Raw genomic sequence first — 26123 nt, 5'->3', positions numbered from 1 at the left:
GTCGTCAGCCGATTCCGGGGAAGAGGGAGAGGAGCATGTCGATGAGCTTGATGCCGATGAAGGGCGCGATCAGACCGCCGAGGCCGTAGATCCCGAGGTTGCGCCGCAGCATCCTGTCGGCGCTCATCGGCCGGTACTGCACGCCCTTCAGGGCGAGCGGCACCAGGGCGACGATGATCAGCGCGTTGAAGATGACGGCCGACAGGATCGCGGACTCCGGCGAGGTCAGGCCCATGATGTTGAGCTTGTCCAGGGACGGGTACGCCACCGCGAACATCGCCGGGATGATCGCGAAGTACTTCGCCACGTCATTGGCGATCGAGAACGTCGTCAACGCGCCCCGGGTGATGAGGAGTTGCTTTCCGATCTCGACGATCTCGATCAGCTTCGTCGGGTTGGAGTCCAGGTCCACCATGTTCCCGGCCTCCTTGGCGGCCGAGGTGCCGGTGTTCATGGCCACGCCGACATCCGCCTGCGCGAGCGCCGGGGCGTCATTGGTGCCGTCACCCGTCATCGCGACCAGCTTGCCGCCGGCCTGCTCGCGCTTGATCAGCGCCATCTTGTCCTCGGGCGTGGCCTCGGCGAGGAAGTCGTCCACGCCTGCCTCGTCCGCGATGGCCTTGGCGGTCAGCGGGTTGTCACCCGTGATCATGACCGTCTTGATGCCCATACGGCGCAGCTCGGTGAACCGCTCCCGCATCCCGTCCTTGACGACGTCCTTGAGGTGGATGACACCGAGGACGCGGGCGCCCTTGTCGTCCTCGACGGCCACGAGCAGCGGCGTACCGCCGGCCTCCGAGATGGAGTTGGAGATGGTGTCGGCCTCGTCGGTGACGGTGCCGCCCTGCTCCCGCACCCAGGCGACGACCGAACCGGTCGCGCCCTTGCGGACCTTGCGGGACGCGCCGTCCTCCGTGAGGTTGACGCCGGACATCCGGGTCTGCGCGGTGAAGACGATCCACTCGGCGTTCTCCAGCTCGCCCTGGTGGCGTTCGCGCAGACCGTACTTCTCCTTCGCGAGTACGACGACGGAGCGGCCCTCGGGCGTCTCGTCGGCGAGCGAGGAGAGCTGCGCGGCGTCGGCCAGTTCGGCGGCCGTCGTCCCGCGCACCGGCACGAACTCGGCGGCCTGGCGGTTGCCGAGGGTGATGGTGCCGGTCTTGTCGAGCAGCAGCGTCGACACATCGCCGGCGGCCTCGACGGCCCGGCCCGACATGGCGAGGACGTTGCGCTGCACCAGGCGGTCCATGCCCGCGATACCGATCGCGGAGAGCAGCGCGCCGATGGTGGTCGGGATCAGACAGACCAGGAGCGCGGTGAGCACAATCAGCGAGGTCTGCTTGTCGGCGCCCGCGTAGATCGCGAACGGCTTCAGGGTGACCACGGCGAGCAGGAAGACGATGGTGAGGGACGCCAGAAGGATGTTGAGGGCGATCTCGTTGGGCGTCTTCTGCCGTGCGGCGCCCTCCACCAGGTTGATCATGCGGTCGATGAAGGTCTCGCCCGGCTTCGTCGTGATCTTGATGACGATGCGGTCGGAGAGCACCTTCGTACCGCCGGTGACGGCCGAGCGGTCGCCGCCGGACTCGCGGATGACCGGGGCCGACTCACCGGTGATGGCCGATTCGTCGACCGAGGCCACACCCTCCACGACATCGCCGTCGCCGGGGATGATGTCGCCCGCCTCGCAGACCACGAGGTCACCGATCCTCAACTCGGTGCCGGGCACCTGCTCTTCGCGCTCACCGGTCAGACGGCGCGCCACGGTGTCGGTCTTGGCCTTGCGCAGGGTGTCGGCCTGCGCCTTGCCGCGGCCCTCGGCCACGGCCTCGGCGAGGTTGGCGAAGATCACGGTGAGCCACAGCCAGACCGTGATGACCCAGCCGAACCAGTCGCCGGGGTTCTTGACGGCCAGGGCGGTGGTGACCACCGAGCCGACGAGCACCACGAACATCACCGGAGACTTGATCATGATCTTCGGGTGCAGCTTGCGGAGCGCGTCCGGCACGGACTTCAGGAGCTGCTTGGGGTCGAAGAGCCCCGCCCCGACACGTCCGTCGTCGGGCTTGTGTCCGGTCGGTACGTCCTGGTGGGGCGCCCGGGTCGGAGTCGCTGTGGACATGGCGTCCTGCTTCTCTGGGTGTACGTCGTGCTTTTGGGTGTGGGTGGTCATGCCGCCAGTCCTTCCGCGAGCGGGCCAAGGGCCAGGGCCGGGAAGTACGTCAGACCGGTGATGATCAGGATCGTGCCCACCAACAGGCCGGTGAACAGCGGCTTTTCGGTACGCAGGGTGCCCGCGGTCGCCGGGATCGGCTTCTGCTCGGCCAGCGAACCGGCGAGCGCGAGGACGAAGACCATCGGCAGGAAGCGGCCGAGCAGCATCGCGATACCGATGGTGCTGTTGAACCACTGCGTGTCGGCGTTCAGTCCCGCGAAGGCCGAGCCGTTGTTGTTGGCGCCCGATGTGTAGGCGTACAGGATCTCGGAGAAGCCGTGCGCGCCCGAGTTGGTCATCGAGTTGGCCGGGGTGTCGAGGGCCATCGCCACGGCGGTGAAGCCGAGCACGAGGGCGGGGGTGACCAGGATGTAGCAGGCGGCCAGCTTGATCTCGCGGGTGCCGATCTTCTTGCCGAGGTACTCGGGCGTACGTCCCACCATCAGGCCGGCGATGAACACCGCGATGATCGCCATGATCAGCATGCCGTAGAGGCCGGAGCCGACACCGCCGGGTGCGATCTCGCCGAGCTGCATGCCGAGGAGGTTCAGACCGCCGCCGAAGCCGGTGTTGGAGGAGTGGAAGGAGTTGACCGCTCCGGTCGAGGTGAGCGTGGTGGCGACGGAGAAGATCGCGGAGGCGCCGATACCGAAGCGCGTCTCCTTGCCCTCCATGGCGCCGCCAGCGAGCTCGAACGCCGGTCCCCTGCCCGCGAATTCGGTCCACATCATCAGGGCGGTGAAACCGATCCAGATGACGGCCATCGTGCCGAGGATCGCGTAGCCCTGCTTGATCGAGCCGACCATCCGGCCGAAGGTCCGGGTCAGCGCGAACGGGATGACCAGGATCAGGAAGATCTCGAAGAGGTTCGAGAACGCGTTGGGGTTCTCGAAGGGATGGGCGGAGTTGGCGTTGGCGAGGCCGCCGCCGTTGGTGCCCAGCTCCTTGATGACCTCCTGCGAGGCGTAGGCGCCGCCCTGCCACTGCTGCGAGCCGCCCATGAACTGGCCGACCTCGTGGATCCCGGCGAAGTTCTGGATCGCGCCGCACGCGACGAGCACCAGCGCGCCGACCACGGCGATGGGCAGCAGGATGCGTACGACGCCACGCACCAAGTCGGCCCAGAAGTTGCCCAGTTCACCGGTACGGGAGCGGGCGAAGCCGCGGACGAGCGCCACCGCCACGGCGATCCCCACCGCCGCCGAGACGAAGTTCTGCACCGCCAGGCCACCAGTCTGCACGACGTGCCCCATGGCCTGCTCGCCGGAGTACGACTGCCAGTTGGTGTTGGCGACGAAGGACGCGGCCGTGTTGAACGCCTGGTCCGGGTCGATCGACACGAAGCCGAGCGAGCCGGGCAGCGAGCCCTGCAGCCGCTGCAGCAGATACAGGAAGAGCACACTGACGGCGGAGAAGGCGAGGACGCCGCGCAGATAGGCGGGCCAGCGCATCTCCGTGTCGGGGTTGGCGCCGATGACCTTGTAGATCCACTTCTCGCCGCGCAGATGCTTGTCCGAGGAGTAGACGCGGGCCATGTAGTCGCCAAGGGGGCGGTACGCGAGCGCCAGGGCCGCCACCAGGGCGAGCAGCTGGAGCACGCCCGCAAGTTCGGGACTCATATCCGACTTCAGAACCTCTCCGGCTTGACGAGGGCGAGGACGAGGTATCCAAGGAGGGCGACGGCGACGATCAGGCCGACGATGTTCTCGGCAGTCACAGCTTTGCCACCCCCTTGGCGATGAGAGCCACCAGCGCGAAGATCGCGACTGTGGTGACGACGAAGGCCACGTCGGCCATCGCAAGCTCCTGAAAAGGTTCGGGAATGAACGGACGATTCGAGGAAACCTCCGTTTCTGCCGGAACCGGCCGCCGTTGACACCCCCCATACGGCCCGGGGCCCGCCTTTGACGGCTCCCTAACGCCCGCCCGATCCGCACCCCGCGATTTGCCCCGTGACCTGCGAAAACCGCCTCCGCGGCGGTCCGGGAGCGCACCTTGACGCAGCTCTTGATGCCGCCCTGACGGCCACTGGCCGTCCTTGACGCGGGTTTGACGCCGGGGCGGCATGGGCCGTCAGGAAGCCATCAGAAGGGTGCAAATTCGGCACTGCACCGGGCATACGGCGGTCCGTCGAGGCCTAGATTCCTCTTCGCCCCGACCTCCCCCCCCTGGCTGCCCCGCCTCCCCTCCCCCCTCAGAAGGTCCCCCATGTCTCCCGTGCCTCCCGCCGCCGACCAGCAGGCACCCGGCTCCGTACCGTCGAGCCCGTCGAGCCCGTCGAGCCCGCCGAGCCCGCCGAGTCAGCCGGACCCGTCGAGCCAGCCGGCGCCCCCGCGGCTGCCGCCGCTGCGCCCGGGCAACGGCACCCGCCGACGGGCCCGCGGCGGGCTCTTCGAGCCGAAGCAGCTGCCGCAGGCGTTCCCGGAGGCCCTGCGCAAGACGCATCCCCGGGCGCTGCTCCGCAATCCGGTGCTGTTCGTGGTGTCCGTGGGCGCCGTCCTGACCACCCTGTCCGCCCTGCTGCACCCGGCCGTCTTCACCTGGGTGATCAGTGCCTGGCTATGGCTGACGGTGCTGTTCGCCAACCTCGCGGAGGCGGTCGCGGAGGGCCGCGGCAAGGCGCAGGCGGAGTCGTTGCGCCGGGCCCGCACCGGCACGGTGGCCCTCCGTCTGCGCGACAACTGGCGTGTGGGCACGAATCTCGCCAAGGCCGAGACGGAGGCCGTGGCCGCCACCGATCTGCAGCCCTTCGACTTCGTCCTGGTCGGGGCCGGTGAGCCGATACCGGCCGACGGCGACGTGGTCGAAGGGGTGGCGGCCGTCGACGAATCCGCGGTGACCGGCGAATCGGCCCCGGTGATCCGCGAGTCGGGCGGCGACCGGTCCGGTGTCACCGGCGGTACGACGGTCCTCTCCGACCGTGTGGTCGTCCGCGTCACCGCACGTCCGGGCCAGTCCTTCCTGGACCGTATGATCGCGCTGGTCGAGGGCGCGTCCCGGCAGAAGACGCCCAACGAGATCGCCCTGAACATCCTGCTCGCCGCGCTCACCATCGTGTTCATCCTGGTGGTGGTCGGCGTGCAGCCCCTGGCCGCCTACGCCGACGCCGCCCAGTCCACGACCGTCCTGGTCGCCCTGCTCGTCACGCTCATCCCCACCACCATCGGCGCGCTGCTCTCCGCGATCGGTATCGCGGGCATGGACCGCCTGGTGCAGCGCAACGTCCTCGCCATGTCGGGCCGGGCCGTCGAGGCCGCCGGCGATGTGAACACCCTGCTCCTGGACAAGACCGGCACGATCACCCTCGGCAACCGCGAAGCCACCGCGTTCGTACCGCTGCCCGGCGTCCCGGAGATCCAGCTCGCCGACGCCGCCCAGCTGTCGTCCCTGGCCGACGAGACTCCGGAAGGCCGCTCCGTCGTCGTCCTGGCGAAACGGGAGTACGGTCTGCGGGCGCCCGCGGAGGGCGAGTTGGCGCATGCGCGGTTCGTGACGTTCAGCGCCAGGACCCGGATGTCCGGCATCGACCTGCGCTGGGACAACGGCGCCTACTGCCATATCCGCAAGGGCGCCGCCGCCCAGGTGATCGACTGGGTGCGCACCTGCGGCGGCCAAGTACCCGCCGAGGCGGGCATGTTCAGCGACTCCATCGCCGCGTCCGGGGGTACGCCGTTGCTCGTCGCGGTCTACGACTGGGACGGGCCGCGCGTGCTCGGCATCATCCACCTCAAGGACATCGTCAAGGAAGGCATCAGGGAACGCTTCACCGAGCTGCGCCGCATGGGCATCAAGACGGTCATGATCACGGGTGACAACCCGCTGACCGCCAAGGCCATCGCGGACGAGGCAGGCGTCGACGACTACCTCGCCGAGGCCACGCCCGAGGACAAACTCGCCCTCATCAAACGCGAACAGGAAGCAGGCAAGCTGGTCGCCATGACGGGTGACGGCACCAATGACGCCCCGGCGCTCGCGCAGGCGGATGTCGGCGTGGCCATGAACACCGGCACCTCGGCCGCCAAGGAGGCCGGGAACATGGTGGACCTGGACTCCAACCCCACCAAGCTGATCGAGATCGTCGAGATCGGAAAGCAACTCCTCATCACCCGGGGCGCGTTGACGACGTTCTCGATCACCAATGACGTGGCGAAGTACTTCGCGATCATCCCGGCGATGTTCACCTCCGCCTATCCCGGCCTGGAGGCGCTCAACATCATGGGCCTGCACAGCCCGACCTCCGCGATCACCGCGGCGATCATCTTCAACGCGCTGATCATCGTCGCCCTGATCCCGCTGGCCCTGCGCGGCGTGCGCTACACCCCGGCGTCCGCGCACGACCTGCTCCGCCGCAACCTGCTCCTCTACGGCCTCGGCGGCCTGGTCCTGCCGTTCCTCGGCATCAAGCTCATCGACCTGCTGATCTCGACGATCCCGGGCCTCGCCTGAACCGGTCCCGGCCCGGCGGCGTGACCGAACGACGCCCGACCGCCGACCTGTTCCGGTCCAGGTCCTACAGCAGCAGGAACCCCAGCAGCCCCGGCAGCATCTGCGCCACGCACGCCGCGCCGATCCCCATGATCAGGCCGATGAGGTGCAGGGTGCGGCGGCTCGACTCGTCGCCGTACTGGGCCTCACGGACCAGGCCGACCAGGGCCACCGCCCCCGCGACGGCGCCGGCCGTCGTCGCGTCGAACCAGTTCACGCCCAGGATCAGGAGCGCCATCGCGCCCCCGACCAGGCTGAGTACGGCATGGACCCACGGAGCGGCACCCCCGCTTCGCACCTGTGTCACCGGTCCCCCTCCACCCCTTCGGACCCTGCGGCCCCCTCGGCCCGTTCGCTCGGCGCGCCACCCTAGCGAAGGGCCGAGAGAAGCGGCCGCCCGGGTCCCGGTGACCGGCCCCCGCCCTCAGGACAGCTGCGACTGCACCTGCGAGGAGATCAACTCCAGGTGGTCCAGGTCGTCCAGATCGAGGATCTGCAGATAGACCCGCCGCGAGCCGATCTCCGCGTACCGCCCGATCTTGTCGACGACCTCGGCCGGTGAGCCCGCGAGGCCGTTCGCCTTCAGCTCGTCCACCTCGCGCCCGATGACGGCCGCGCGCCGCGCCACATCCGCGTCGTCCTTGCCCACGCAGGCGACCAGGGCGTTGGAGTACACCAGGTCGTCGCCCTTGCGCCCGGCCTTCTCGGCTGCCGCGCGGACCCGGCCGAACTGCCGCTCGCTGTCCTCGACCGAGGCGAAGGGGATATTGAACTCGTCGGCGTACCGCGCGGCGAGCCGGGGGGTGCGCGTCGCCCCGTGACCGCCGATCAGCACCGGCACCTTGGCCTGCGCCGGCTTGGGCAGCGCGGGCGAGTCCGTCAGCTGGTAATGCGTGCCCTGGTGGCTGAAGGTCTTGCCCACCTCCGTGCCCCACAGGCCCGTGACGATCGCGAGCTGCTCCTCGAGCCGGGCGAACTTCTCCTTGGGGAAGGGGATGCCGTACGCCTTGTGCTCCTCCTCGAACCAGCCCGCGCCCAGGCCGAGTTCGACCCGGCCGCCCGACATCTGGTCGACCTGCGCCACCTGGATGGCGAGCACCCCGGGCAGCCGGAACGTGCCGGCGGTCATCAGGGTGCCGAGGCGGATCCGCCGGGTCTCGCGGGCGAGTCCGGCGAGGGTGATCCAGGCGTCGGTGGGTCCGGGAAGGCCATCGCTCGACCCCATGCGCAGATAGTGGTCGGAACGGAAGAAGGCGTCGAAGCCGAGGTCTTCGGTGGCCTTGGCGACGGTCAGCAAGGTGTCGTAAGTGGCGCCCTGTTGGGGCTCCGTGAAGATGCGAAGATCCATGGCTCCATCCTGCACGCTCGAACGCGCGTCAACCGTGTCGGCTCTGCCCGTACCCCGCCGTCTCGGTCGGGTGAAATTCCGTCAACGCGGCAGGCCGTCCCGTCCCCGGCCAGTGACCGGCCCCCCGCGGTGATCGTTGGCCGGGGCGGAGCCGGACCGCCCGGCACCCCGCGCCGGCGGCCGCTGCCGACGCGTCGCTTGCACCACCGCCCTCCCCCGACCGGGAGGGCCCGGGCCGAGGAGGCCTCATGTCCCAGGAAGCCGCGCCGGACCAGGCAGCGCCGTCCGTACCCGATCAGGGCGGACGCCCCAAGGGGCTGCTGCAGCAGATGGAGGAGTTGATGGCGGCGCTGAACGCGGATCTGTCCCAGCTCGACGCCGATCTCCAGACCGGCACCCGGCCCCCCGTGGGCGAGGACGAACGCCCCTCCTGAGCGGGCCCTCCGAGCGGGCCCCGCCGCTGTGCGGGCCCCGCTTCCGGGCCGGCCCCATCCCTGGCCCGACATCGCGGCGCCTCCCCCGCAGCCAGGCTGTGGGGCGCCGCCCCTTCAGGCGGTCCCGTGACGCCCATGACGCCTATGACGCCTATGACGCCCTACGACGGGCCGGCCGTCGGATCCGATGCCGAGATTCCCTCTTCCCGCGCGGAGAGCCTGCGCAGCATCTCCAGGACCCGGTCGCGGGACTCGTCCGCGGTGTCGATGGCCTCCACACAGCTCCAGTAGCACGCCTCCGCGCCCGCCGAGCTCGCGACGCCGACGAGGGCGATGCCGACCTCTCCGAGCAGCCCGCCCAGGCCCACCAACGCGGCCCTCGCGTCGCTTATTTCGGTCAGCTGCGCCGCGCGTATCCCCTCGGGGCCGGGGTCCGCGGCGGCTAGCGCGCCGCAGCCCCGGCCGCTCACTTCGCTGAGGACGAGTGCCTCGCCCCGCAGTTCCGGCGGTCCGCTCACCGCGAGATGGCTCCCTATGGCCTGCGCGAGCGCCTGGGCGTGCCAGGCCTCCTTCATGATGTCCACCGCGTGGTGGCCGCGCGCCAAGGCGCCTCTGCTCTCCCTGATGAGCCGCACCGCGTCCATGCGCCTCCCCCGTCCGCCGTCGTCCGGCCCGATCGCTCGGGATCGATCGGGCGACTTGATCACTCGGTGGTGGCCCGTCGTGGCCGCAGCCGTCCGGTCCGTCGTGGTCAAGCCATAGTCGAACTCTGTCGAGTCCACTACCCAGAGTGAGGGCTCTCAGGCTCAAAGGCCAGGGGAATTGGGAAATCTGTGGACAGAAACTCGACTGTGGATATATCCATCACTCCGCAGAGTGACGACGAGGGATCTTCGGCTCGGCCGAACCCACCGGAAAGCGCTGCTCGTTGCGGTCGATCTTGGCTGCAAGCGCCTCCAGCGCGTCGATGCCGAGCACCTCACACAACTGCAGCAAATAGGCGAGGACATCTGCGACTTCGTCGGTGACGCGGTGCGCGAACTTGGGGTCGTCCATCACCTTGGCCGACTGCTCGGGCGTCAACCACTGGAAGATCTCGACCAGTTCGGCCGCCTCCACGCTCAGTGCCGACGCCAGGTTCTTCGGGGTGTGGTAGGGCTGCCAGTCACGCGCCTCGGCGAAGTCGGCCAGTCTCTGCTGCAGTGCTCTCACATCTCGTTCCGTCACGGTCCCAGGTCTACCACCGTCACCCCGTCGAGCCGCCGCGCCCAGGACGCGTCGCTCACCGCCGCGACCAGACGGACATGGCCGCGGTCGCGCGCGACCCCGGCCGCGAGCGCCACCAGCCGCCGCGCCTGGTCCCGGTCGAGGCAGCGGTCGAACCCGTCGGCGAGGACCGTCAGGGCCCGCAGGGCCGACGGCACCTCGGCGACCGGGTCGACCGCGAGCACCCCTGGCCCGGTGAGCAGCACGAGGGCCAGGGCCAGAAACCTCAGCTCGCCGTCACCGAGCCGCTCCACCGGCGTACGGAAGAGACCGGAGCCGCGGTCGAGGACGGCGCGCACCATGCCGTCGTCCAGCACATCGGGCAGTACGTCGTCGAGGCGGCCCGCACAGCCCGCGCGTACCTCCGACACCAGGGCCGCGTGCCGCGAACCGCACTCCGCGCGGGTGCGGCGCAGCACCTCGGCGAGGTTGTCGCAGCCGCCGCGCAGCAGTCCGTCGCCGATCCGTGCCGGTGCCCGCATCCGCTCGGGCCGCGGATCGCAGCCGAAGACCGAGCGCAACGCCACCACGACCTGTTCAGCGGCGGCGAGCACCCGCCGCTGGCCGTCGGTCTTACCGGCGACCCGCAGCGGGAGCAGCGCGGTGCCGAGCCGGTCGTCCGGCAGCGGCGCCTTGGTGACCCGGGTGGAGCCCGCGGTGTGCCAGGCCGCTTCGACGGTGCGCCGGGCGGGGTCGCGCAGCGCCGACTCGAGCAGCACCACCCCGCCGGCCGTCAGCCGCTCGCCCACGATGCGCAGTTCGGGCTCGGCCTGCACGGCGAGGTCGAGGGCGACGGGTCCCGCGGGCCCGTCGACCGTGCAGCCGATACGGAATCCGCGCCGCCGCTGACGGTCGGGCCTGGCCCATTCCGGCACACAGGCCACCGGGTCGGGGAAGGCCTCGCCGGCCGTGCCGCCGGAACTGAGCCGCGCGAGCGCCTCGTACGCCTGGAAGGCACTGGTCTTGCCGCTGCCGCTCGGGCCCACGACGAGCGTGACGGGGCCGAGGGGAAGGAACGCGCCCCGGTGCGCCTTGAAGGCGGAGAGGCGAAGGCCGGTGAGCACGGGCCCGGAGCGGCCGTCCCTCCCGCCCGGTTCAGCCGAGTCGGCTGATTCAGCCGGTTCAGCCGGTTCAGCCGGTTCAGCCGAATCGGCCGAGTCAGCCGATTCGGCCGAGTCGTTCGGATCGTCCGCGGCGGGCCCCCGCTCGCTCAGCACAGTCATGCCTCGACGCTATGCAGGGCGGCGCCCGGCGAACCGTTCCGCCCGCCCGGCCTTCCTACGATCGGGGGACGGCGGCGCCCCCGACGAAGTCCTGCACTTCCATGCCGCGCGGGGCGAGCAGGAAGACGTTCTTGTCGACCCGGTGCATGCCGCAGCCGAGTCCGAGGACGACGCCGCTGCTGAAGTCGAGGACCCGCTTGGCGACTTCGGGCTCCGCCCCGGTCAGGTCGAGCAGCACCGGGGTCTCCGCCATCACGTTCTCGGCGACCTCGCGGGCGTCGGCGAACACATTCACCCGGAGCACGACGAAGCGGAGCCGGGTCTCGGTCTCGGCGTCGGGCAGCCCTCGGTGGCCCGGCCAGGACGGCCATTCGTTGCGGCTGCGCAGCGGTACGACCTGGGCGAGCCCTTCCCACTGTTCATCGGTGACGTCGTGGCTGTTCAAAGCCCCCACCCCTGGCTCACACTGGTTGTCTGCACCGGGCAATTCTTACGCCTTCTCACCCGATCGGCCCAATGCGACACACGGCGGCCGGGCACCGCGCCGCCACGCGATACCCGGCCGCGGAGCCTTCAGACGGCGCCCGGACCGCCCAGACCTCCCGGCCCTCCGACCGGATCACCGCCGGGGCCGCCGCCGGGACCACTTCCCGGCCCGCTCCGGCCGCCGCCCTGCAGCCGTCGCAGCGAAGCCGCCAACTGGTCCACTTCCTCGGAGGTGTTGTAGAGCGCGAACGAGGCGCGGGCCGCCTCCTCCAGGCCGTAATGGGCGAGCGCCGGCTGCGCGCAGTGATGTCCGGCACGGATCGCGATGCCGTCGCGGTCGAGCCAGGCGGCGACCGTGCCCGGGTCCTGGCCCGCGAGGGTGAAGGTGAGCACGGCGATCCGTTCCGGGGCCGCGCCGATGATCTCAAGGCCCGGCACCGCGGACAGTGCGCTCTCGGCGTAGCGCAGCAGACTCTCCTCGTACGCCGAGACCGCCGCCCGGTCGAAGGACGTCAGCCAGTTCAGGGCGGCGAGCAGCCCGACCACACCGGAGATGTGCCCCGTGCCCGCCTCCATCAGATGGGGCGCGGGCGCGAAGGTCGTCCGGGCGAACTCCACCGACTCGATCATGTTGCCGCCGCCCTGCCAGGGGCTCATGGTGGCCAGCAGCTCCGGCTTGGCGTAGAGCGCGCCGATGCCGGTCGGGGCGAACAGCTTGTGCCCGGAGAAGGCGTAGAAGTCCGCGCCCAACTCCTGTACGTCGACGGGGAAATGGGCCACCGCCTGGGCGCCGTCGACCAGGACCCTGGCGCCGTAGCGGTGCGCGAGCGCGGTCATCTCACGGACCGGCGGCACGGTGCCGAGGACGTTCGATGCGTGGCTGATGACGACCAGCTGCGTACGGTACGAGAGCAGGTCGGCGTAGGCGTCCTGGTCGATCTCGCCGTCCGCGGTGAGCGGTACGGGCACGATCCTGGCCCGGGTCTCCTTGGCCACCATCTGCCACGGCACGATGTCCGAGTGGTGCTCGAGCACCGGCACGAGGATGTCGTCGCCGGGTCCGAGATTGGCCCGGCCCCAGCTCTGGGCGACGAGATTGACCGCCTCGGTGGTGCCGCGTACGAACACGATGCTCTGCGGTGACTCCGCGCCCAGGAAGCCGGCGACGGCGGCGCGCCCGGCCTCGTACATCTCGGTGGCCTCGCGCGCCATGGTGTGCGCGCCGCGGTGGATGTTGGAGTTGGCGGCGCCGTAGAACGCGCCGAGCGCCTCGATGACCTGCCGGGGCTTCTGGGTGGTGGCGGCGTTGTCCAGCCAGACCAAGGGGTGGCCGTTGACGGTGCGATGCAGGATGGGAATGTCCTGACGGGCCATCTCGGGCGAGAAGCCGCCGGGTTGGCGGGCGGGGACCGTGGTGGGGGCGGCAGTGGCGGGGGCGGTGACGCTCGGCGCCTCCGTCTCGGCGGGGACGGCGGCCGTCGGCGTCCCGGCGTGGACCCCGGGCACGCCCGGCACCCCCTGCCCCGGAGCGCTGAGACCGCTGAGACCGCTGTGGCCACCAAGGCCACTGAGGGCGCTGAGGCCGTTCTGAACGTCAGGAGTAGTCATGGTACTTGGACACCTCGACGTTCTGGAGTACGGCGATGGCGTCCTCGACCAGCACCGCGGTGTTGAAGTACGCCGTCATCAGGTACGAGGTGATGCCCTTGTTGTCGACGCCCATGTTCCGCATGGACAGGCCCGGTTCGGCCTCGTCGGGCACGGACGAGGGCCGCAGACCCACCACGCCCTGTTCCGCCTCGCCCATCCGCATCAGCAGGATCTCCGTCGTGCCGACACCGGGGCCGCCGCTGAAGCGCACCTTGTCGGAGGGCAGGAGCGGCACACCGCGCCAGGTCAGCAGCGGGCTGCCGAAGCGGGAGTCGGTGACCGGGGGCACGCCACGGCGGGTGCATTCGCGGCCGAACGCGGCGATGGCGCGCGGGTGGGCGAGGAAGTAGCCGGGCTGCTTCCACACCTTGGCGAGGAGTTCGTCGAGGTCGTCGGGGGTGGGCGCACCGGTGCGGGTCTGTACGCGCTGCCCCGGGCCGACGTTGTTGAACAGGCCGAACGAGGGGTGGTTGAGGAGCGCCGCCTCCTGGCGCTCGCGCAGCGCGGCGATGGTGAGGTTGGACTGGGCGCGGGTCTGGTCGATGGGCCCGTTGTAGAGGTCGGCGACTCGGGTGTGGACGCGCAACACGGTCTGGGCGAGCGTCATGTGGTACTCGCGCGGTGTGTCCTCGTAGTCGACGTACGTTCCCGGCAGATCGGGCTCGCCGATGTGCCCGGAGGTGAGGTCCACGGGCACCTCGGAGCCGGGCACGACACCGTCACCGGTGCTGTACGCCTCGACCGCGTCCCGCAGCCCTTCGTCGCGGTCGACCAGGCGGGCGAGCGCACTGCGTTCGGCGCACAGGGCGGTGCCGGGCGTGAGGGCCTGGACGCGGTACGGCATGGGCTCGGAGCGGGTCCAGGCCTCGAGGTCGAAGTACTGGCCGTCGCCGATGACTTCGAGCAGCGCTTCGTCGCCGTACCGCCCGGTGACACGCTTCTCGGCGCGGCCCTGGACGAGGACCCAGAGCCGGTCGGCGGGGTCGCCCTCCTGGGCGAGGACCTGGCCGGCCTCGAAGGTCACTTCGGTGAAGGCGTCGGCGAGCTCGCCCAGCAGGGCGTCGTCGGCCTCGCGCAGATACGGGATCTCGCGTAAGTCGCCGGGTACGACACGGGCCGAGCCGCTGTCGGTGTGCGTGCTGATGCGGTCGTCGCCCAGGACGTAGGTACGGCGCCGGTTGACGCGGTACACGCCGGACTCGACGTCCACCCAGGGCAGGGCGCGCAGCAGATAACGCGGGGTGATGCCGCGCATCTGCGGGACGGTCTTGGTGGTCGTCGCCAACTGCCGTGCGGCATCGGGGCTGAGGGAGAGTCGGTCGGTCACTGGAGCCTCCTCGACGAAGGGCGCGAGACGCGACGAGGCCGTGCGGGGACGCTCCGTCACGCCGTGAACGAGCCCTGATCCTCGGCTCGCGGCACGACGTCCACAAGATGCGATTTGTCCGTACGAGATCGGAACGGGCCGGAATTGAACGCCCTGCGCCCGCCAGTACTGGGCTCCACCGATCTGAGCCCCTCTCAAACTCCCGCCGAACGACCGGAATCAGCCCGAAACTGCCCCTATGTGATCCCGAAAGCACCGCTTATGGGCGAGGCGGGCAGTGGGGTGGGTGGTGGGTCGGCCGGATCGCCGCGCCGCCTGCGGGCGGGGGTGCACAGGCCGCCCCACAACCCCCTCACGGACGAGCCGCGGCCGGCGCGAACTGAGGCCGCTTCGCGACCCGCCCCTCCCCCGACGAGCGCCCCTTCAGGCGTCTGCCGAGCCACGGCCCGAGGAACGCGGCCGCCCACCGCGCCTCGGCCGCCGCCGCGCGCCGGCCGGCCGGCACGGGTACCGCGGGTGGCGGCAGCGGCCGGGTCCAGGAGTCGTCGCTGCCGGGCAGGCCGAGGGCGTGGGCGAAGGCGGCGGCGATCCGTTGCAGCCGGTCGGGGCTCCACAACCGGGGGTCGGTGAGCGCCTCCGCGTACGCCTCGGCCTCGGTGACCACGACCCCGTGCCGCGAAGCGGCCTCCCGCACCCGGCTGTTGAGGGCGAGCACACGGCCCGCGAGCGGCCGCGCGAGCGGCACGAGCCGCCCCATGTCGGGCAGCGTCACGGTCGCCACGCACGCCCCCGCCCCGGTGAACGCCGCGAACATCGCCTCCAGTTCCGCGCCCACCTCATCGGCGTCGAACCGCGGCCGCAGCACATCGTTGACCCCCGCGACGACGGTCACGAGATCGGGCCGCAGGGCGAGCGCGGGCGCCACCTGCTCCGCCCGCACCTGCCCGGCGAGCCGCCCGCGCACGGCCAGGTTGGCGTACAGCACCCCGGAATCGAGGCCGCCGAGCCGCTCGGCGAGACGGTCCGCCCACCCCCGCAGGCCCGTCAGATCATCCCCGTCCCCCACGCCCTCGGTCTGACTGTCCCCCAGAGCCACATAGCGCAGATACGGCCCGCCCATCACCGTCCCCCTTCTTCCGTCACACGAGCTTCGACGCCACGGACCTCGGCGCCACGGACCTCGGCGCCACGGACCTCGGCGCCACGAGCCTCGGCGCCACGGACCTCGGCGCCACGGGCTTCAGTCGCATCGGCGCGCGCCTCGAGAACGCCGAGCGCCCACTCCCCCCACCGCACCGTCTCCTCCTCGAAGGCCCGCCCGCGCATCAGTGACAGATACGGCCCCACCCGCGCGGCATCCCGCAGATGCTCCGCCTCGCTGCGCCCGTCGAGCAGCCACTCCCGCACCCGCTCGTACCGCGCGAGCTTCCCCCGCGCCCACTCCATCCGCTCCGCGATCCACCCGCGCACCTCGGCGACATCACCGTCGTCCACGGCAAGGACCTTGACCATCAGCTCATCCCGTACGGCGGTGGGTCGCGGCGCCTCGGCGGTGAAATCGGCGAGGTCACGGCGTCCGGCGTCGGTGAGCGTGAACATCCGCTTGTTGGGCCGGCGTTCCTGCGTCACCACGCGCGCGTGGATCAGCCCGTCCCCGGCGAGACGGTCGAGCTCGCGATAGAGCTGCTGCGGAGTGGCCGCCCAGAAGTTGGCCACCGACACATCGAAGATCTTCGCCAGGTCGTACCCCGAGGCCTCTCCGTCCAACAGGGCTGCGAGAACTGCGTACTTGAGCGACACCTGGACACCTCGTCACGCCACGATTACTGTCATCCGCACCTACACAACAAATTGACTATACAGCCGAGGGCAGGGGCAGAACCATGCACGCTTTCCGCAAAGCAGTAGAAGCAGGCGACCACACCGCCGTCGAGGCACTCCTGGCCGACGACGTGGTCTTCACCAGCCCGGTCGTCTTCCGCCCCTACCCGGGCAAGGCCATCACCGCCGCGATCCTGCGCGGCGCCTCCCACGTCTTCGAGGACTTCCGCTACGTACGCGAGATCAATGACGCGAACGGCTATGACAGCGCCCTGGTCTTCACCGCGCGGGTCGGCGACAAGCAGATAGAGGGCTGCGACTTCCTCCGCACGGACGACACCGGCCGTATCACCGAACTCACGGTCATGGTCCGCCCGTTGAGCGCGGCTCAGGCGCTGGCGGCGGCGATGGGCGCTGAGTTCGAGCGGGTGGAACGCGAAGCGGCGGGGAGCCAGGACCGGCCGTGACGAGCAGGATCCAGGTAGGGAGCCAGGACCGGCCGTGACGAGCAGGATCCAGGTAGGGAGCCAGGACCGGCCGTGACGAGCAGGATCCGCGCGGCGGGCGCGGAGCGCCAACGCGCCACCGACAGCGCGTTCGCACCCCGCGACCACCATCTCCCGCAGAGGTCGTCCCCGAGGCCGCGGCTCGGGGGTTCCGCGGCCTCGGGGGACTTCACTGCTCCGGGCGCACCAGCACTTCTTGCGCCCGGGCAGAGCATTCTCGACCTCAACTCGCTTGGCAACGTGCGTCGTTGATGCGTCATATTCTGTGCGGCATGGACGCATCCGCCGACCCTCTTGAGGCCGGATCGGCCTTCACCACCGGCGCCGTGGCACGGCGCTTCGGCGTGGCCCCGACGACACTGCGCTCCTGGGAGAGCCGCTACGGCATCGGCCCCGCGACCCGCGACAGCGGCCGGCACCGGCGCTGGACCGCCGCCGACCTCGCCGTACTGGAGCACATGCAGCGCCTGACGAACTCCGGGGTACCCCCGGCGGAAGCGGCCCGCTCAGCCCTGACCACGGCCCGCAAGTCCCCGGCTCCCGCCGCACAACCGGCGGTCCGGACCGCCGCTCCCCCGCCCTTCGCGGACCCGGCGGACGCACTGCACCGGCGCCGTGGCCTGTCCCGCGCCGCCACAAGACTCGACGCACCGGCGGTCCAGGACCTGGTGACGGCGGCGATCGACGACTACGGCCTGGCCGGCGCCTGGAACGACGTACTGATGCCGACGCTGCACGCGGTGGGCCGCAAGCGGGAGACGGAGGGAGAGCCCTACGTCGAAGTGGAGCACCTGCTGTCCTGGCACGTGTCGAGCTCCCTGCGCCGCGCGGTGCTCGACGCACCCGTCCGTCGGCCGGCCACGGACATCGCCCTGCTGGCCTGCGTACCGGGCGAGGAACACACCCTCGCCCTGGAGGCCCTCACCGCCGTACTGGCCGGGCGCGGCCTGGCCGTGCGGATGTTCGGCGCGGCGGTCCCGCCCCAGGCACTCGAGGAGGCGGACATGACGGCCATCGGCGGACGGCTCCTCGCGGACACCGGCCCGGGCCTCGACGTCATGGTGATCGACGTGGCGGTGATGGACGGCGACTGGCGTCAGGAGGTGCGGACGGCGGTCATCGAGCGCCTCCTTGCCGCCCTGGCCGACGCCTGCGGCCTGGCGAAGCCGTCGCGCGCCTGGTGGGTCAACTTCCGCGTGATCGACGAGGGCAGCTGGGGCTCCAGCGGCGGTGTGCTGTCCGTGCTCTCGCTCCTGGAGAGCGGCGTGTTCACGGAGGAGAAGGCCAAGGCGGTCCGCACCGCACTCGGGGCGTGAGCGCAGGGCAGGGTCAGCTTCCGGTCGCGGCGGCGATGAGGGCCTGCAACTGCTCGGCGACCTGATCGAGCGGCCGCGTACTGCGCTTGGCGCGGCACATGGCCACCGTCCCCTCGACCGCGGCGACGATGAGCGTCGCGAGCTGCGCGGCCTGCCCCCGCTCGGCGCCGTGCTCCCGCAGTGAATCGGCGAGCAGGCCCTCCCACTGCTCGAAGACCTCAGCCGCGGCGGCCAGGGCGGGCGGAACGTCATCAGCGGGCGGCTCCTCGATGGCCACGGCCAGCACGGGGCAGCCCGCATGGAAGTCGCTCTCGACGACGATCTTCCGCCACAACGCCAGGAAGGCACTCAGTCCGGCCGCCGGGCCCGCCTCCAGCTCCTTGCGCAAGCTCTGCGCGACCCACTCGCCCGTAAAACGGACGGCCTCCGTCGCCAGCTGCTGCTTGCCCTCGGGGAAGTAGTGATACGTCGAACCGAGCGGCGCCTTGGCGTGCTTGGCCATCTCCCGGATGCTCGTCGCGCTCAGACCGCGGCGGCTGATCATGTCGGCGGCACCGGCCACGATCCGCTCACGCGACGGCGCACTGCTCCTGGCCACCGGCGCACTCCCCTCTGGCTATGACGTCCACGGCCTTCTTCCGCGCCCAGACCTGGAGTCACCCATGACGCGCACGAGCAAACCCCAGTTCAGGCGCCCTTACCAGCAGGCTCCAGAATCGCCACGCACTCCAGATGATGCGTCATCGGAAACAGATCGAACGCCCGCAGCGTCCGCACCCGGTATCCGCCCTCCTGGAAGTACGCCAAGTCCCGTGCCAGCGCCGCCGGGTCGCAGGCCACGTAGGCGATACGCCGGGCGCCGAGGCCCGACAGGTGGCGCACCGTGGCCTTGCCCGCGCCCGCACGCGGCGGGTCGAGGACGATCAGGTCGACATCGGTGATGCCGGTGCGCGGCAGGACCGACTCGACCTTGCCCTGCTCGATGCGGACGCGGTCGAAGTCGCGCAGATTCCACTCCGCGTCCTCCACCGCGCGCTTGCCCGACTCGATGCCGAGGACCGCGCCGGTCTCGCCGACGCGGTCGGCGATCGCTCCGGCGAACAGGCCGACGCCGCAGTACAGGTCGAGGGCCGTCTCGCCCTTGCGGGGCAGCAGGCCCTGCATCACGGCGAGGACCAGGGTGTCGGCCGCCTTCGGGTGCACCTGCCAGAAGCCGCCGCTGCCGACGCGGTAGGTGCGGCCGTCGGCGCGCTCACGCACGAAGGGACGGCCGTGGACACGGTGCACGCCGCCGTCCTTCTCGCCGACCCTCATCACCGAGACGGGACGGTCGAGTTCGACGATGGGGAGGCGGGCGCCGGGGCGCGGGGTGAGGATCACCTGGCGGTCCTGGGAACCGGTCGCCGCGATCGCGTCGACCGACGCCATGCCGGACCAGTCGCGCTCCTGGATGCCGAGTTCGGAGACTCCCTCGGCGGCGATCATGCAGTGGTCGATGGGCTCGACCTCGTGCGAACGGTGCCGTCGCAGACCCGCGCGCCCCTCGTCGTCGACCGCGAACTGCACGCGCGTGCGCCAGGCCGGGACCTCGCCGGCGGGCAGCTTGTCACCGTCGGCGGGCATGACCGTGCCGTCCCAGCCCGCCTCCTCGGGGGTGAGCCCGGCGAGACGCTGCAGCTGCTCGGTGAGTACCTCGCCCTTGAGGCGGCGCTGGGCGCCGGGCTTGGCGTGCTGCCAGTCGCAGCCGCCGCAGCGCCCGGGACCGGCGTAGGGGCAGGGGGCCACGATGCGGTCCTTGGCGGGGTCGAGGATCTCGACCGCGTCGGCACGCAGATAGCGGGAGTCCTCCTCGCCCTCGGTCACCCGCGCCACGACCTTCTCGCCGGGCAGCGTGTGACGTACGAAGAGCACGCGGCCCTCTGACGTACGGGCGATGCAGTGGCCGCCGTGGGCGACGGGGCCGACCTCGACCTCGTACTCCTCCCCCACCAGCGATTTCTTCGGTTCTGCCTGCATGGCGGGAGGGCTCCAGTACGTAAGGGGAAAGCGGCCGGACAACAGCCCACCAGTCTACGTGGCTGTCGCCCGGCCGCTCACCGCGACCAAAGGCCCCTGACTACGACACCGGCTGCGACCAACGGCCGCGAACCGACTGCGAACCGGCTACGACCCGGCGGCGCCGACCGCTACGACGACTGCTTGTTGCCGCCCGGCGCCTTCGCCTTGCCGCCGCCCTCGACCGGGCCACGGCGTACCGCGCCGGGCGCGTTCCAGTCCTGCCGCCTGCGGGCGCGCTTCTTCGCGGCCTCGGCGGAGTCCAGCTGGTAGGGCACGGAGGTCACCATGACGCCCGGCGTGAAGAGCAGCCGGCCCTTGAGCCTGAGCGCGCTCTGGTTGTGCAGCAGATGCTCGTACCAGTGGCCCACCACGTACTCGGGAATGATCACGCTGACCGCGTCCCGCGGCGACTCACGGCGCAGGCCCTTGACGTAGTCGATGATCGGGCGGGTGATCTCGCGGTACGGGGAGTCGAGGATCTTCAGCGGGACGGAGATACCGCGCTGCTCCCACTCCTCCTTGAGGGCCTTGGTCTCCGCCGAGTCCACATTGATGCTGAGCGCCTCCAGGGTGTCGCTGCGCATCAGCTTGGCGTACGCGATGGCGCGCAGCGTCGGCCGGTGGAGCTTGGAGACCAGGACGATGGAGTGCACCCGCGACGGACGGACGCTGTCGTCGGAGGGGCCCTCGGGGGCGGCGATCTCCTCGGCCACACGGTCGTAGTGGCGGCGGATCGCGCTCATCGTCGCGTAGAAGATCACCATGCCGAGCAGCGCGACCCAGGCGCCGTGCGTGAACTTGGTGATCAGGACGACGACCAGGACGAGCCCGGTGAAGAAGGCGCCGAACGCGTTGATCGCACGCGAGCGGATCATGTGGCGGCGCTTGGCGGGGTCCTTCTCGGCGCGCAGATGGCGGTTCCAGTGCCGCACCATGCCGGTCTGGCTGAGCGTGAAGGAGACGAAGACGCCGACGATGTAGAGCTGGATCAGCTTGGTGGAGTCCGCACCGTAGATCCAGACGAGCAGTCCCGCGGCGCCCGCGAGCAGCACGATGCCGTTGGAGAACGCCAGGCGGTCGCCGCGGGTGTGCAGCTGGCGCGGCAGATAGCGGTCCTGCGCGAGGATCGAGCCGAGCAGCGGGAAGCCGTTGTACGCGGTGTTCGCGGCCAGGAAGAGAACGAGCGCCGTGGCCGTGGCGAGCAGGATGAAGAAGAACGTGCCCTGCCCGAAGACGGCCGCCGCGACCTGTGAGATCACCGGGTCCTGGACATAGCCGGAGCCGACGGGCTGCCCGTCGCGCAGCAGATCGTGCGCGGGCTGCTCGGCCATCCGTACATTCGTCGCGAGCGCGAGCGCGATGATGCCGCAGAACATGGTCACGGCCAGGCCGCCCATGAGGGCGAGCGTGGTCGCCGCGTTCTTCGACTTGGGCTTGCGGAACGCGGGGACGCCGTTGCTGATCGCCTCGACACCGGTGAGCGCCGCACAGCCGGAGGAGAAGGCGCGCAGGAGCAGGAACACGAGCGCGAAGCCCGCGAGGCCCTGGTGCTCGGGCTTGATCTCCAGGTCGGAGGTGGGGGCGTGCATGGTGTCGCCGAGGACCAGGCCGCGGAAGGCGCCCCAGGCGATCAGCAGGAAGACGCCGGTCACGAAGACGTACGTCGGAATCGCGAAGAGCTTCCCGGACTCCTTCACGCCGCGCAGGTTCATCAGCGTCAGAAGCACGATGACGGCTACGGCGCAGAGCACCTTGTTCTCTACGACGAACGGGACCGCGGAGCCCAGGTTCTCGATGCCCGAGGAGATCGACACGGCGACGGTGAGGACATAGTCGACGAGCAGGGCGCTCGCGACGGTCAGTCCCGCCTTGGGGCCGAGGTTGGTGTTCGCGACCTCGTAGTCACCGCCACCGCTCGGGTAGGCGTGCACGTTCTGGCGGTAGGACGCCACCACCGTGAACATGAGCACGACGACCGCGACCGCGATCCACGGGCTGAAGTGATAGGCCGACACACCCGCGATCGAGAGCACGAGGAGCACTTCTCCCGGCGCGTACGCCACCGAGGAGAGCGGGTCGGACGCGAACACAGGAAGCGCGATGCGCTTCGGAAGGAGCGTTTCTCCCAGCCGGTCGCTGCGCAGTGCGCGCCCGATGAGGATGCGTTTGGGCACGTCGGTCAGTTTGGACACGCAGAGGATCGTAAGCGGTCATGAGGGGGCCCGCCCACCCGCCTCCCGCGACTGTGTAGCTTGTGCCTCTGTCTGAGACCCTGTTAAGCCTGAGACAAAGGCCCATCAAGGTCACATCAGCAGTATTTGACTTACGCCAGCCGGAAGGACGGTCGTGCACATCGTCATCATGGGCTGCGGTCGAGTGGGAGCAGCACTCGCGCAGACCCTGGAGCAGCAGGGGCATACGGTCGCGGTGGTCGACCAGGACCCCACGGCCTTCCGCCGACTGGGCTCCGGCTTCGGCGGGCGCCGCGTGACCGGCGTCGGCTTCGACCAGGACACCCTGCGCGAAGCGGGCATCGAAGAAGCCGGCGCCTTCGCCGCCGTCAGCAGCGGCGACAACTCGAACATCATCGCCGCCCGGGTGGCCCGCGAGATGTTCGGCATCGAGAACGTCGCGGCCCGTATCTACGACCCGCGCCGCGCCGAGGTCTACCAGCGCCTCGGCATCCCGACCGTCGCGACGGTCCGCTGGACCGCCGACCAGATGCTGCGCAGGCTGCTGCCCTCCGGAGCCGAGCCGCTGTGGCGCGACCCCACCGGCGGGGTCCAGCTCGCCGAGGTGCATGCCTCGAGCTCCTGGGTCGGGCACAAGATCAGCAAGCTGCAGGAGGAGACCGGCGTCCGCGTCGCCTTCGTCACCCGCCTGGGCGAGGCGATCCTGCCGACGTCCCAGACGGTGCTGCAGGAAGGCGACCTGGTGCACGTGATGATGCGCACCGACGAGGTCGAGAAGGTCGAAGCGGCGTTCGCCGAGGGCCCTGAGGAGGGCGGTCACTGATGCGCGTCGCCATTGCCGGAGCAGGCGCCGTCGGCCGCTCCATCGCGGGTGAGCTCCTGGAGAACGGGCACGAGGTGCTCCTCGTCGACAAGGCCCCGACCGCCATCTCGGTGGAGCGGGTGCCGCAGGCCGAGTGGCTCCTTGCCGACGCCTGCGAGATCACGTCCCTGGACGAGGCGGCGCTGCAGCGCTGCAACGTCGTGATCGCCGCGACCGGCGACGACAAGGTCAACCTGGTCGTCTCGCTGCTCGCGAAGACCGAGTACGGCGTTCCGCGCGTCGTCGCCCGGGTCAACAACCCCAAGAACGAATGGCTGTTCAACGAGTCCTGGGGCGTCGACGTCGCGGTCTCCACGCCGCGTCTGATGTCGGCCCTGGTCGAGGAGGCCGTCAGCGTCGGTGACCTGGTGCGGCTGCTGCGCTTCAGCCACGGCGACGCCAACCTGGTCGAGCTGACCCTGCCGCCGGAGTCGGCCCTCGCGGGCACGACGATCGGCGACATCCAGTGGCCCGAGGACACCTCGCTGGTGACGATCATCCGTGGCACGCGGGTACTCGCCCCCACGGTCGAGGACTCCCTGGAGGCGGGCGACGAGCTCTTGTTCGTGGCCGCGCAGGCCCGCGAGGAGCAGCTGGAAGACCTCCTTTCGGTACGCAAGGAGTCGTAGCGGGCGCCCTGACGGGCGTCGTAGCGAGCGATACGCGAAAGGGGCCCGGAACCTGTTGGTTCCGGGCCCCTTCTCCGTTTTTCCGTTTGCTGCGGCCCTGCGGCGCGGGGCGCGTCAGCACCCTCGTAAGGGCCGTAAGGGCCGTAAGGGCCGTAAGAGCTATGACTTACGGTGCTTCGGCTGGTCCTCGACCAGCCGCTGCAGCGTCTCGTCCACCACAGGCGCCATCTGCTCGCCGAACGCCGCCTCGGTCTTCTTGCGCTCCTTCTCCGCCTTCTCGGCGGCCTCGGCCGCCTCCATCTCGGCGAAGACATCGATCGGCGCCGGCGCCTTGGCGAGGAAGACCCAGGTCAGCCAGACGGCCAGCAGGAACGGCGGGATCTTGAGCGCGACCAGGACCCAGCCGAGCTGCTCGGTGTCCGCCCACCAGTACAGCGGGAAGAGGATCGCGCACTTGGCGAGCAGGATCGCGCCCCAGGCGTAACTGGCCTTCGCGTAGGCCTTCTTGCGGCCCGGGTTGCGGGTGCGCCAGGAGAGGTTCTCCTTGAAGACCGGGCCCAGGATCAGGCCGATCAGCGGGGCGCCGGCGAGGGTCGTCACGATGTAGGCGATGCCCAGGCCGAGGGTGTAGAGCATGCCGGGCAGATAGAAGTCCTTGGCGTTCCCGGTCATCATCGCGAAGACCACACCGAAGGCGACACCGAAGACACCGCTGAAGGCGTGCTTGACGGTGTCCCTCATGACCAGGCGCACCACGACGAGCAGCAGGGACACACCCAGGGCCGCGATCGCCGAGAGATGCAGGTCTTTGTTGATCGTGTAGATCGTGACGAAGAGCAGTCCGGGAAGGACCGTCTCCACCATTCCCCGCAGGCCGCCGAACGCCTCGAAGAGCGCGGCCTCGGTCACGGCCTTCGAACCGCCGTCGGCGGACTTCGCGTCGCCACCGGGCGCTCCGGCCTGACCGTCAGGCCCGCCGGCCTGTCCCGGGGTGGTGTGGTCGGTCGGCTTGTCGACAGACGTCACCGGCTACTCCCGTCCAAGCGGTCTGAGTTCGTACTTCGGGTTGAAGAGCACCCGGCGGCCCCGGCTCATCGAGATCCGGCCCGATGCAATCAGCCTGCGCCCCGGTTCTATACCCACTATGGAGCGTCTGCCGAGCCACACCACGTCCAGGGCGGCGGAGCCGTCGAACAGCTCGGCCTCCAGGGCGGGGACGCCTGCGCGTGGGCGCAGCGTGACCGTGCGCAAGGTACCAGTAACGGTGACTACCTGGCGGTCGTGGCAGTCGCCGATGCGAATGCAGCCTGCCGTCTCGGCGTCCTCACGGAGCTCCTCCGAATCCAGCTCCTCCTGCGACGAGGACAGCCGGTCAAGCATCCGGCGGAACCGGCCTGCCGGCTTTTCTGAACGAGGAACAGCACTCATACAGGAAGCGTACCGGGGCCCACCGACACCGGATCAAGGCCGGTGGCGACGATTCACCGTCACCGCACGTCACCGTTCCCGTCCGCGTTCGAACCGGTACCCCATCCCCGGCTCGGTGATGAAGTGCTCGGGGTGCGAGGGGTCGGTCTCCAGCTTGCGGCGCAGCTGGGCCATGTAGACCCGCAGGTAGTTGGTCTCGGTGCCGTAGGAGGGCCCCCACACCTCCTGGAGCAGCTGCTTCTGGCTGACGAGACGCCCCGTGTTGCGTACGAGGACTTCCAGGAGGTGCCACTCCGTGGGGGTCAGGCGTACGTCGCGTCCGCCGCGGTTCACCTTCTTCGCCGCCAGGTCGACGGTGAAGTCCCCGGCGTCCACCAGGACCTCGTCGTCGCCCGCCCCGGTGGGCTCGGCCCTGCGGACGGCGGCGCGCAGGCGGGCGAGCAGCTCGTCCATGCCGAAGGGCTTGGTGACGTAGTCGTCGGCGCCCGCGTCCAGGGCCTCGACCTTCTCGTCGGAGCTGTGCCGGGCGGAGAGCACCAGGATCGGCACCCTGGTCCAGCCCCGCAGGCCCTTGATCACCTCGACGCCGTCCAGGTCCGGCAGGCCGAGGTCCAGGACGATCACGTCGGGGTGACGGGCGGCGGCGAGCTGGAGGGCGGAGGCGCCGTCGGCGGCCGCGTCCACCTCGTACTTGCGCGCCTTCAGGTTGATCACGAGGGCGCGCACGATCTGCGGCTCGTCGTCGACCACGAGCACCCGGGTCATCCGGTCCTGCCTTTCTGCGGTACGAGCGGGGAGGGCTGTGGGGGCGGGAGAGGGTGTGGGGGCGGGGAGGGCTGTGCGGGCGGCGGGGGCCGCCCGGGTCAGGTCCGCTGCG

24 protein-coding genes and 1 pseudogene are annotated in these 26123 nt (G+C 70.4%); 6 read left to right on the top strand and 19 right to left on the bottom strand.

Annotation, left to right across the window (positions count from 1 at the left end; all coding sequences use genetic code 11):
* Positions 1–4: 4 nt before the first annotated feature.
* Genes kdpB (ACFQVC_RS00825) through kdpF form a run of 3 tightly spaced genes read right to left on the bottom strand, consistent with a single transcriptional unit; the run spans position 5 to position 3932 of the window.
* The gene (kdpB, locus tag ACFQVC_RS00825; protein ID WP_381825282.1) at positions 5–2173 is read right to left on the bottom strand and encodes a potassium-transporting ATPase subunit KdpB; all 2169 of its coding nucleotides are present in this window, start codon (positions 2171–2173) and stop codon (positions 5–7) included.
* The gene (gene kdpA, locus ACFQVC_RS00820; RefSeq protein ID WP_381825280.1) at positions 2170–3834 is read right to left on the bottom strand and encodes a potassium-transporting ATPase subunit KdpA; all 1665 of its coding nucleotides are present in this window, start codon (positions 3832–3834) and stop codon (positions 2170–2172) included. Before kdpA ends, kdpB (ACFQVC_RS00825) begins: the two co-directional genes overlap by 4 nt.
* Before the next feature lie 8 nt (positions 3835–3842).
* Positions 3843–3932 (bottom strand): K(+)-transporting ATPase subunit F, encoded by a 90-nt coding sequence (kdpF, locus tag ACFQVC_RS00815; RefSeq protein ID WP_242330691.1) that lies wholly within the window; start codon positions 3930–3932, stop codon positions 3843–3845.
* Positions 3933–4423: 491 nt separating this feature from the next.
* Here kdpF and kdpB (ACFQVC_RS00810) point away from each other — a divergent pair, with 491 nt between their 5' ends.
* Entirely contained in the window at positions 4424–6661 is a 2238-nt protein-coding gene (gene kdpB / locus ACFQVC_RS00810; RefSeq protein ID WP_381825278.1) for a potassium-transporting ATPase subunit KdpB, read from the top strand.
* Between the two features lie 64 nt (positions 6662–6725).
* On the opposite strand, the gene ACFQVC_RS00805 is transcribed toward kdpB (ACFQVC_RS00810), so the two are convergent.
* Both ACFQVC_RS00805 and ACFQVC_RS00800 read right to left on the bottom strand, forming a co-directional pair.
* The gene (locus ACFQVC_RS00805) at positions 6726–7007 is read right to left on the bottom strand and encodes a hypothetical protein (RefSeq protein ID WP_381825276.1); all 282 of its coding nucleotides are present in this window, start codon (positions 7005–7007) and stop codon (positions 6726–6728) included.
* Between the two features lie 117 nt (positions 7008–7124).
* Positions 7125–8048 (bottom strand): LLM class F420-dependent oxidoreductase, encoded by a 924-nt coding sequence (locus ACFQVC_RS00800; protein WP_381825274.1) that lies wholly within the window; start codon positions 8046–8048, stop codon positions 7125–7127.
* A 248-nt stretch (positions 8049–8296) separates the two neighbouring features.
* Between ACFQVC_RS00800 and ACFQVC_RS00795 the strand changes: the two genes are divergently transcribed.
* Positions 8297–8482 (top strand): hypothetical protein, encoded by a 186-nt coding sequence (locus ACFQVC_RS00795; protein ID WP_381825272.1) that lies wholly within the window; start codon positions 8297–8299, stop codon positions 8480–8482.
* A 161-nt stretch (positions 8483–8643) separates the two neighbouring features.
* Here the strand turns inward: ACFQVC_RS00795 and ACFQVC_RS00790 are convergent, their stop codons facing one another.
* From ACFQVC_RS00790 to ACFQVC_RS00755, 8 genes and pseudogenes are all read right to left on the bottom strand, one after another.
* On the bottom strand, positions 8644–9126 hold the full coding sequence (locus tag ACFQVC_RS00790) for a DUF6099 family protein (RefSeq protein ID WP_381825270.1): 483 nt from the start codon (positions 9124–9126) through the stop codon (positions 8644–8646).
* A 220-nt stretch (positions 9127–9346) separates the two neighbouring features.
* Positions 9347–9709, bottom strand: a complete 363-nt coding sequence (locus tag ACFQVC_RS00785) for a nucleotide pyrophosphohydrolase (protein WP_381825268.1) — start codon at positions 9707–9709, stop codon at positions 9347–9349.
* Positions 9706–10971 carry an AAA family ATPase gene (locus ACFQVC_RS00780; protein WP_381825266.1) on the bottom strand — a complete coding sequence of 422 codons (1266 nt, stop codon included), beginning with the start codon at positions 10969–10971 and terminating at the stop codon, positions 9706–9708. The genes ACFQVC_RS00785 and ACFQVC_RS00780 overlap by 4 nt, the downstream gene beginning before the upstream one ends.
* Positions 10972–11026: 55 nt before the next feature.
* Entirely contained in the window at positions 11027–11416 is a 390-nt protein-coding gene (locus tag ACFQVC_RS00775) for a cell division protein SepF (protein WP_381825264.1), read from the bottom strand.
* Between the two features lie 128 nt (positions 11417–11544).
* Positions 11545–12963, bottom strand: a complete 1419-nt coding sequence (locus ACFQVC_RS00770) for a SufS family cysteine desulfurase (protein ID WP_381825262.1) — start codon at positions 12961–12963, stop codon at positions 11545–11547.
* A gap of 88 nt (positions 12964–13051) precedes the next feature.
* Positions 13052–14434, bottom strand: a complete 1383-nt coding sequence (locus tag ACFQVC_RS00765) for a family 2B encapsulin nanocompartment shell protein (protein ID WP_381825260.1) — start codon at positions 14432–14434, stop codon at positions 13052–13054.
* A 352-nt stretch (positions 14435–14786) separates the two neighbouring features.
* Positions 14787–15554, bottom strand: coding sequence for an SGNH/GDSL hydrolase family protein (locus ACFQVC_RS00760; RefSeq protein ID WP_381825258.1), 768 nt, complete (start codon positions 15552–15554; stop codon positions 14787–14789).
* Positions 15555–15673: 119 nt separating this feature from the next.
* A pseudogene (locus ACFQVC_RS00755) lies at positions 15674–16234 on the bottom strand (PadR family transcriptional regulator); the annotation flags it as partial.
* Between the two features lie 83 nt (positions 16235–16317).
* Here ACFQVC_RS00755 and ACFQVC_RS00750 point away from each other — a divergent pair.
* Together ACFQVC_RS00750 and ACFQVC_RS00745 are read left to right on the top strand one after the other, a co-directional pair.
* Positions 16318–16722 carry a nuclear transport factor 2 family protein gene (locus tag ACFQVC_RS00750; protein ID WP_381825256.1) on the top strand — a complete coding sequence of 135 codons (405 nt, stop codon included), beginning with the start codon at positions 16318–16320 and terminating at the stop codon, positions 16720–16722.
* Positions 16723–17033: 311 nt separating this feature from the next.
* A complete protein-coding gene (locus ACFQVC_RS00745) occupies positions 17034–18077 on the top strand; it encodes a MerR family transcriptional regulator (protein ID WP_381825254.1) in 1044 nt (347 codons plus the stop codon).
* A 13-nt stretch (positions 18078–18090) separates the two neighbouring features.
* Here the strand turns inward: ACFQVC_RS00745 and ACFQVC_RS00740 are convergent, their stop codons facing one another.
* The 3 genes from ACFQVC_RS00740 to ACFQVC_RS00730 all read right to left on the bottom strand — a co-directional run bounded on the left by ACFQVC_RS00740 (position 18091) and on the right by ACFQVC_RS00730 (position 22327).
* Positions 18091–18675: a TetR/AcrR family transcriptional regulator gene (locus tag ACFQVC_RS00740; protein ID WP_381825252.1), complete on the bottom strand. Its 585-nt coding sequence runs from the start codon at positions 18673–18675 to the stop codon at positions 18091–18093.
* An 89-nt stretch (positions 18676–18764) separates the two neighbouring features.
* A complete protein-coding gene (locus ACFQVC_RS00735; protein WP_381825250.1) occupies positions 18765–20093 on the bottom strand; it encodes a class I SAM-dependent RNA methyltransferase in 1329 nt (442 codons plus the stop codon).
* A 170-nt stretch (positions 20094–20263) separates the two neighbouring features.
* Positions 20264–22327 (bottom strand): APC family permease, encoded by a 2064-nt coding sequence (locus tag ACFQVC_RS00730; RefSeq protein ID WP_381825248.1) that lies wholly within the window; start codon positions 22325–22327, stop codon positions 20264–20266.
* 154 nt (positions 22328–22481) lie between these two features.
* Here ACFQVC_RS00730 and ACFQVC_RS00725 point away from each other — a divergent pair, with 154 nt between their 5' ends.
* Both ACFQVC_RS00725 and ACFQVC_RS00720 read left to right on the top strand, forming a co-directional pair.
* A complete protein-coding gene (locus tag ACFQVC_RS00725; protein ID WP_381825246.1) occupies positions 22482–23150 on the top strand; it encodes a potassium channel family protein in 669 nt (222 codons plus the stop codon).
* The gene (locus ACFQVC_RS00720) at positions 23150–23818 is read left to right on the top strand and encodes a potassium channel family protein (protein WP_381825244.1); all 669 of its coding nucleotides are present in this window, start codon (positions 23150–23152) and stop codon (positions 23816–23818) included. The genes ACFQVC_RS00725 and ACFQVC_RS00720 overlap by 1 nt, the downstream gene beginning before the upstream one ends.
* Before the next feature lie 159 nt (positions 23819–23977).
* Here ACFQVC_RS00720 and ACFQVC_RS00715 read toward each other — a convergent pair whose 3' ends face one another.
* The 3 genes from ACFQVC_RS00715 to ACFQVC_RS00705 all read right to left on the bottom strand — a co-directional run bounded on the left by ACFQVC_RS00715 (position 23978) and on the right by ACFQVC_RS00705 (position 26011).
* Positions 23978–24844 (bottom strand): DUF3159 domain-containing protein, encoded by an 867-nt coding sequence (locus ACFQVC_RS00715; RefSeq protein ID WP_381825242.1) that lies wholly within the window; start codon positions 24842–24844, stop codon positions 23978–23980.
* A gap of 3 nt (positions 24845–24847) precedes the next feature.
* Positions 24848–25246 (bottom strand): OB-fold nucleic acid binding domain-containing protein, encoded by a 399-nt coding sequence (locus ACFQVC_RS00710; RefSeq protein WP_381825240.1) that lies wholly within the window; start codon positions 25244–25246, stop codon positions 24848–24850.
* Positions 25247–25315: 69 nt separating this feature from the next.
* A complete protein-coding gene (locus tag ACFQVC_RS00705) occupies positions 25316–26011 on the bottom strand; it encodes a response regulator (RefSeq protein ID WP_381825238.1) in 696 nt (231 codons plus the stop codon).
* Positions 26012–26123 lie beyond the last annotated feature (112 nt).

This window comes from Streptomyces monticola, assembly GCF_042665355.1.
Lineage (GTDB): Bacteria > Actinomycetota > Actinomycetes > Streptomycetales > Streptomycetaceae > Streptomyces > Streptomyces monticola.
The sequence above is the reverse complement of the archived record's forward strand: the minus strand, read 5'-3'. Positions and strand labels throughout refer to the sequence as shown.

Excerpts from the sequence above, each read along its gene's own strand:
- ACFQVC_RS00790 (WP_381825270.1), bottom strand. The coding sequence starts at position 9,126 with ATGGACGCGGTGCGGCTCATCAGGGAGAGCAGAGGCGCCTTGGCGCGC.
- kdpB (WP_381825278.1), top strand. The coding sequence starts at position 4,424 with ATGTCTCCCGTGCCTCCCGCCGCCGACCAGCAGGCACCCGGCTCCGTA.
- ACFQVC_RS00720 (WP_381825244.1), top strand. The coding sequence starts at position 23,150 with ATGCGCGTCGCCATTGCCGGAGCAGGCGCCGTCGGCCGCTCCATCGCG.
- ACFQVC_RS00800 (WP_381825274.1), bottom strand. The coding sequence starts at position 8,048 with ATGGATCTTCGCATCTTCACGGAGCCCCAACAGGGCGCCACTTACGAC.
- ACFQVC_RS00705 (WP_381825238.1), bottom strand. The coding sequence starts at position 26,011 with ATGACCCGGGTGCTCGTGGTCGACGACGAGCCGCAGATCGTGCGCGCC.
- ACFQVC_RS00745 (WP_381825254.1), top strand. The coding sequence starts at position 17,034 with ATGGACGCATCCGCCGACCCTCTTGAGGCCGGATCGGCCTTCACCACC.
- ACFQVC_RS00780 (WP_381825266.1), bottom strand. The coding sequence starts at position 10,971 with ATGACTGTGCTGAGCGAGCGGGGGCCCGCCGCGGACGATCCGAACGAC.
- ACFQVC_RS00750 (WP_381825256.1), top strand. The coding sequence starts at position 16,318 with ATGCACGCTTTCCGCAAAGCAGTAGAAGCAGGCGACCACACCGCCGTC.
- kdpB (WP_381825282.1), bottom strand. The coding sequence starts at position 2,173 with ATGACCACCCACACCCAAAAGCACGACGTACACCCAGAGAAGCAGGAC.
- ACFQVC_RS00735 (WP_381825250.1), bottom strand. The coding sequence starts at position 20,093 with ATGCAGGCAGAACCGAAGAAATCGCTGGTGGGGGAGGAGTACGAGGTC.
- kdpA (WP_381825280.1), bottom strand. The coding sequence starts at position 3,834 with ATGAGTCCCGAACTTGCGGGCGTGCTCCAGCTGCTCGCCCTGGTGGCG.
- ACFQVC_RS00710 (WP_381825240.1), bottom strand. The coding sequence starts at position 25,246 with ATGAGTGCTGTTCCTCGTTCAGAAAAGCCGGCAGGCCGGTTCCGCCGG.
- ACFQVC_RS00795 (WP_381825272.1), top strand. The coding sequence starts at position 8,297 with ATGTCCCAGGAAGCCGCGCCGGACCAGGCAGCGCCGTCCGTACCCGAT.
- ACFQVC_RS00760 (WP_381825258.1), bottom strand. The coding sequence starts at position 15,554 with ATGGGCGGGCCGTATCTGCGCTATGTGGCTCTGGGGGACAGTCAGACC.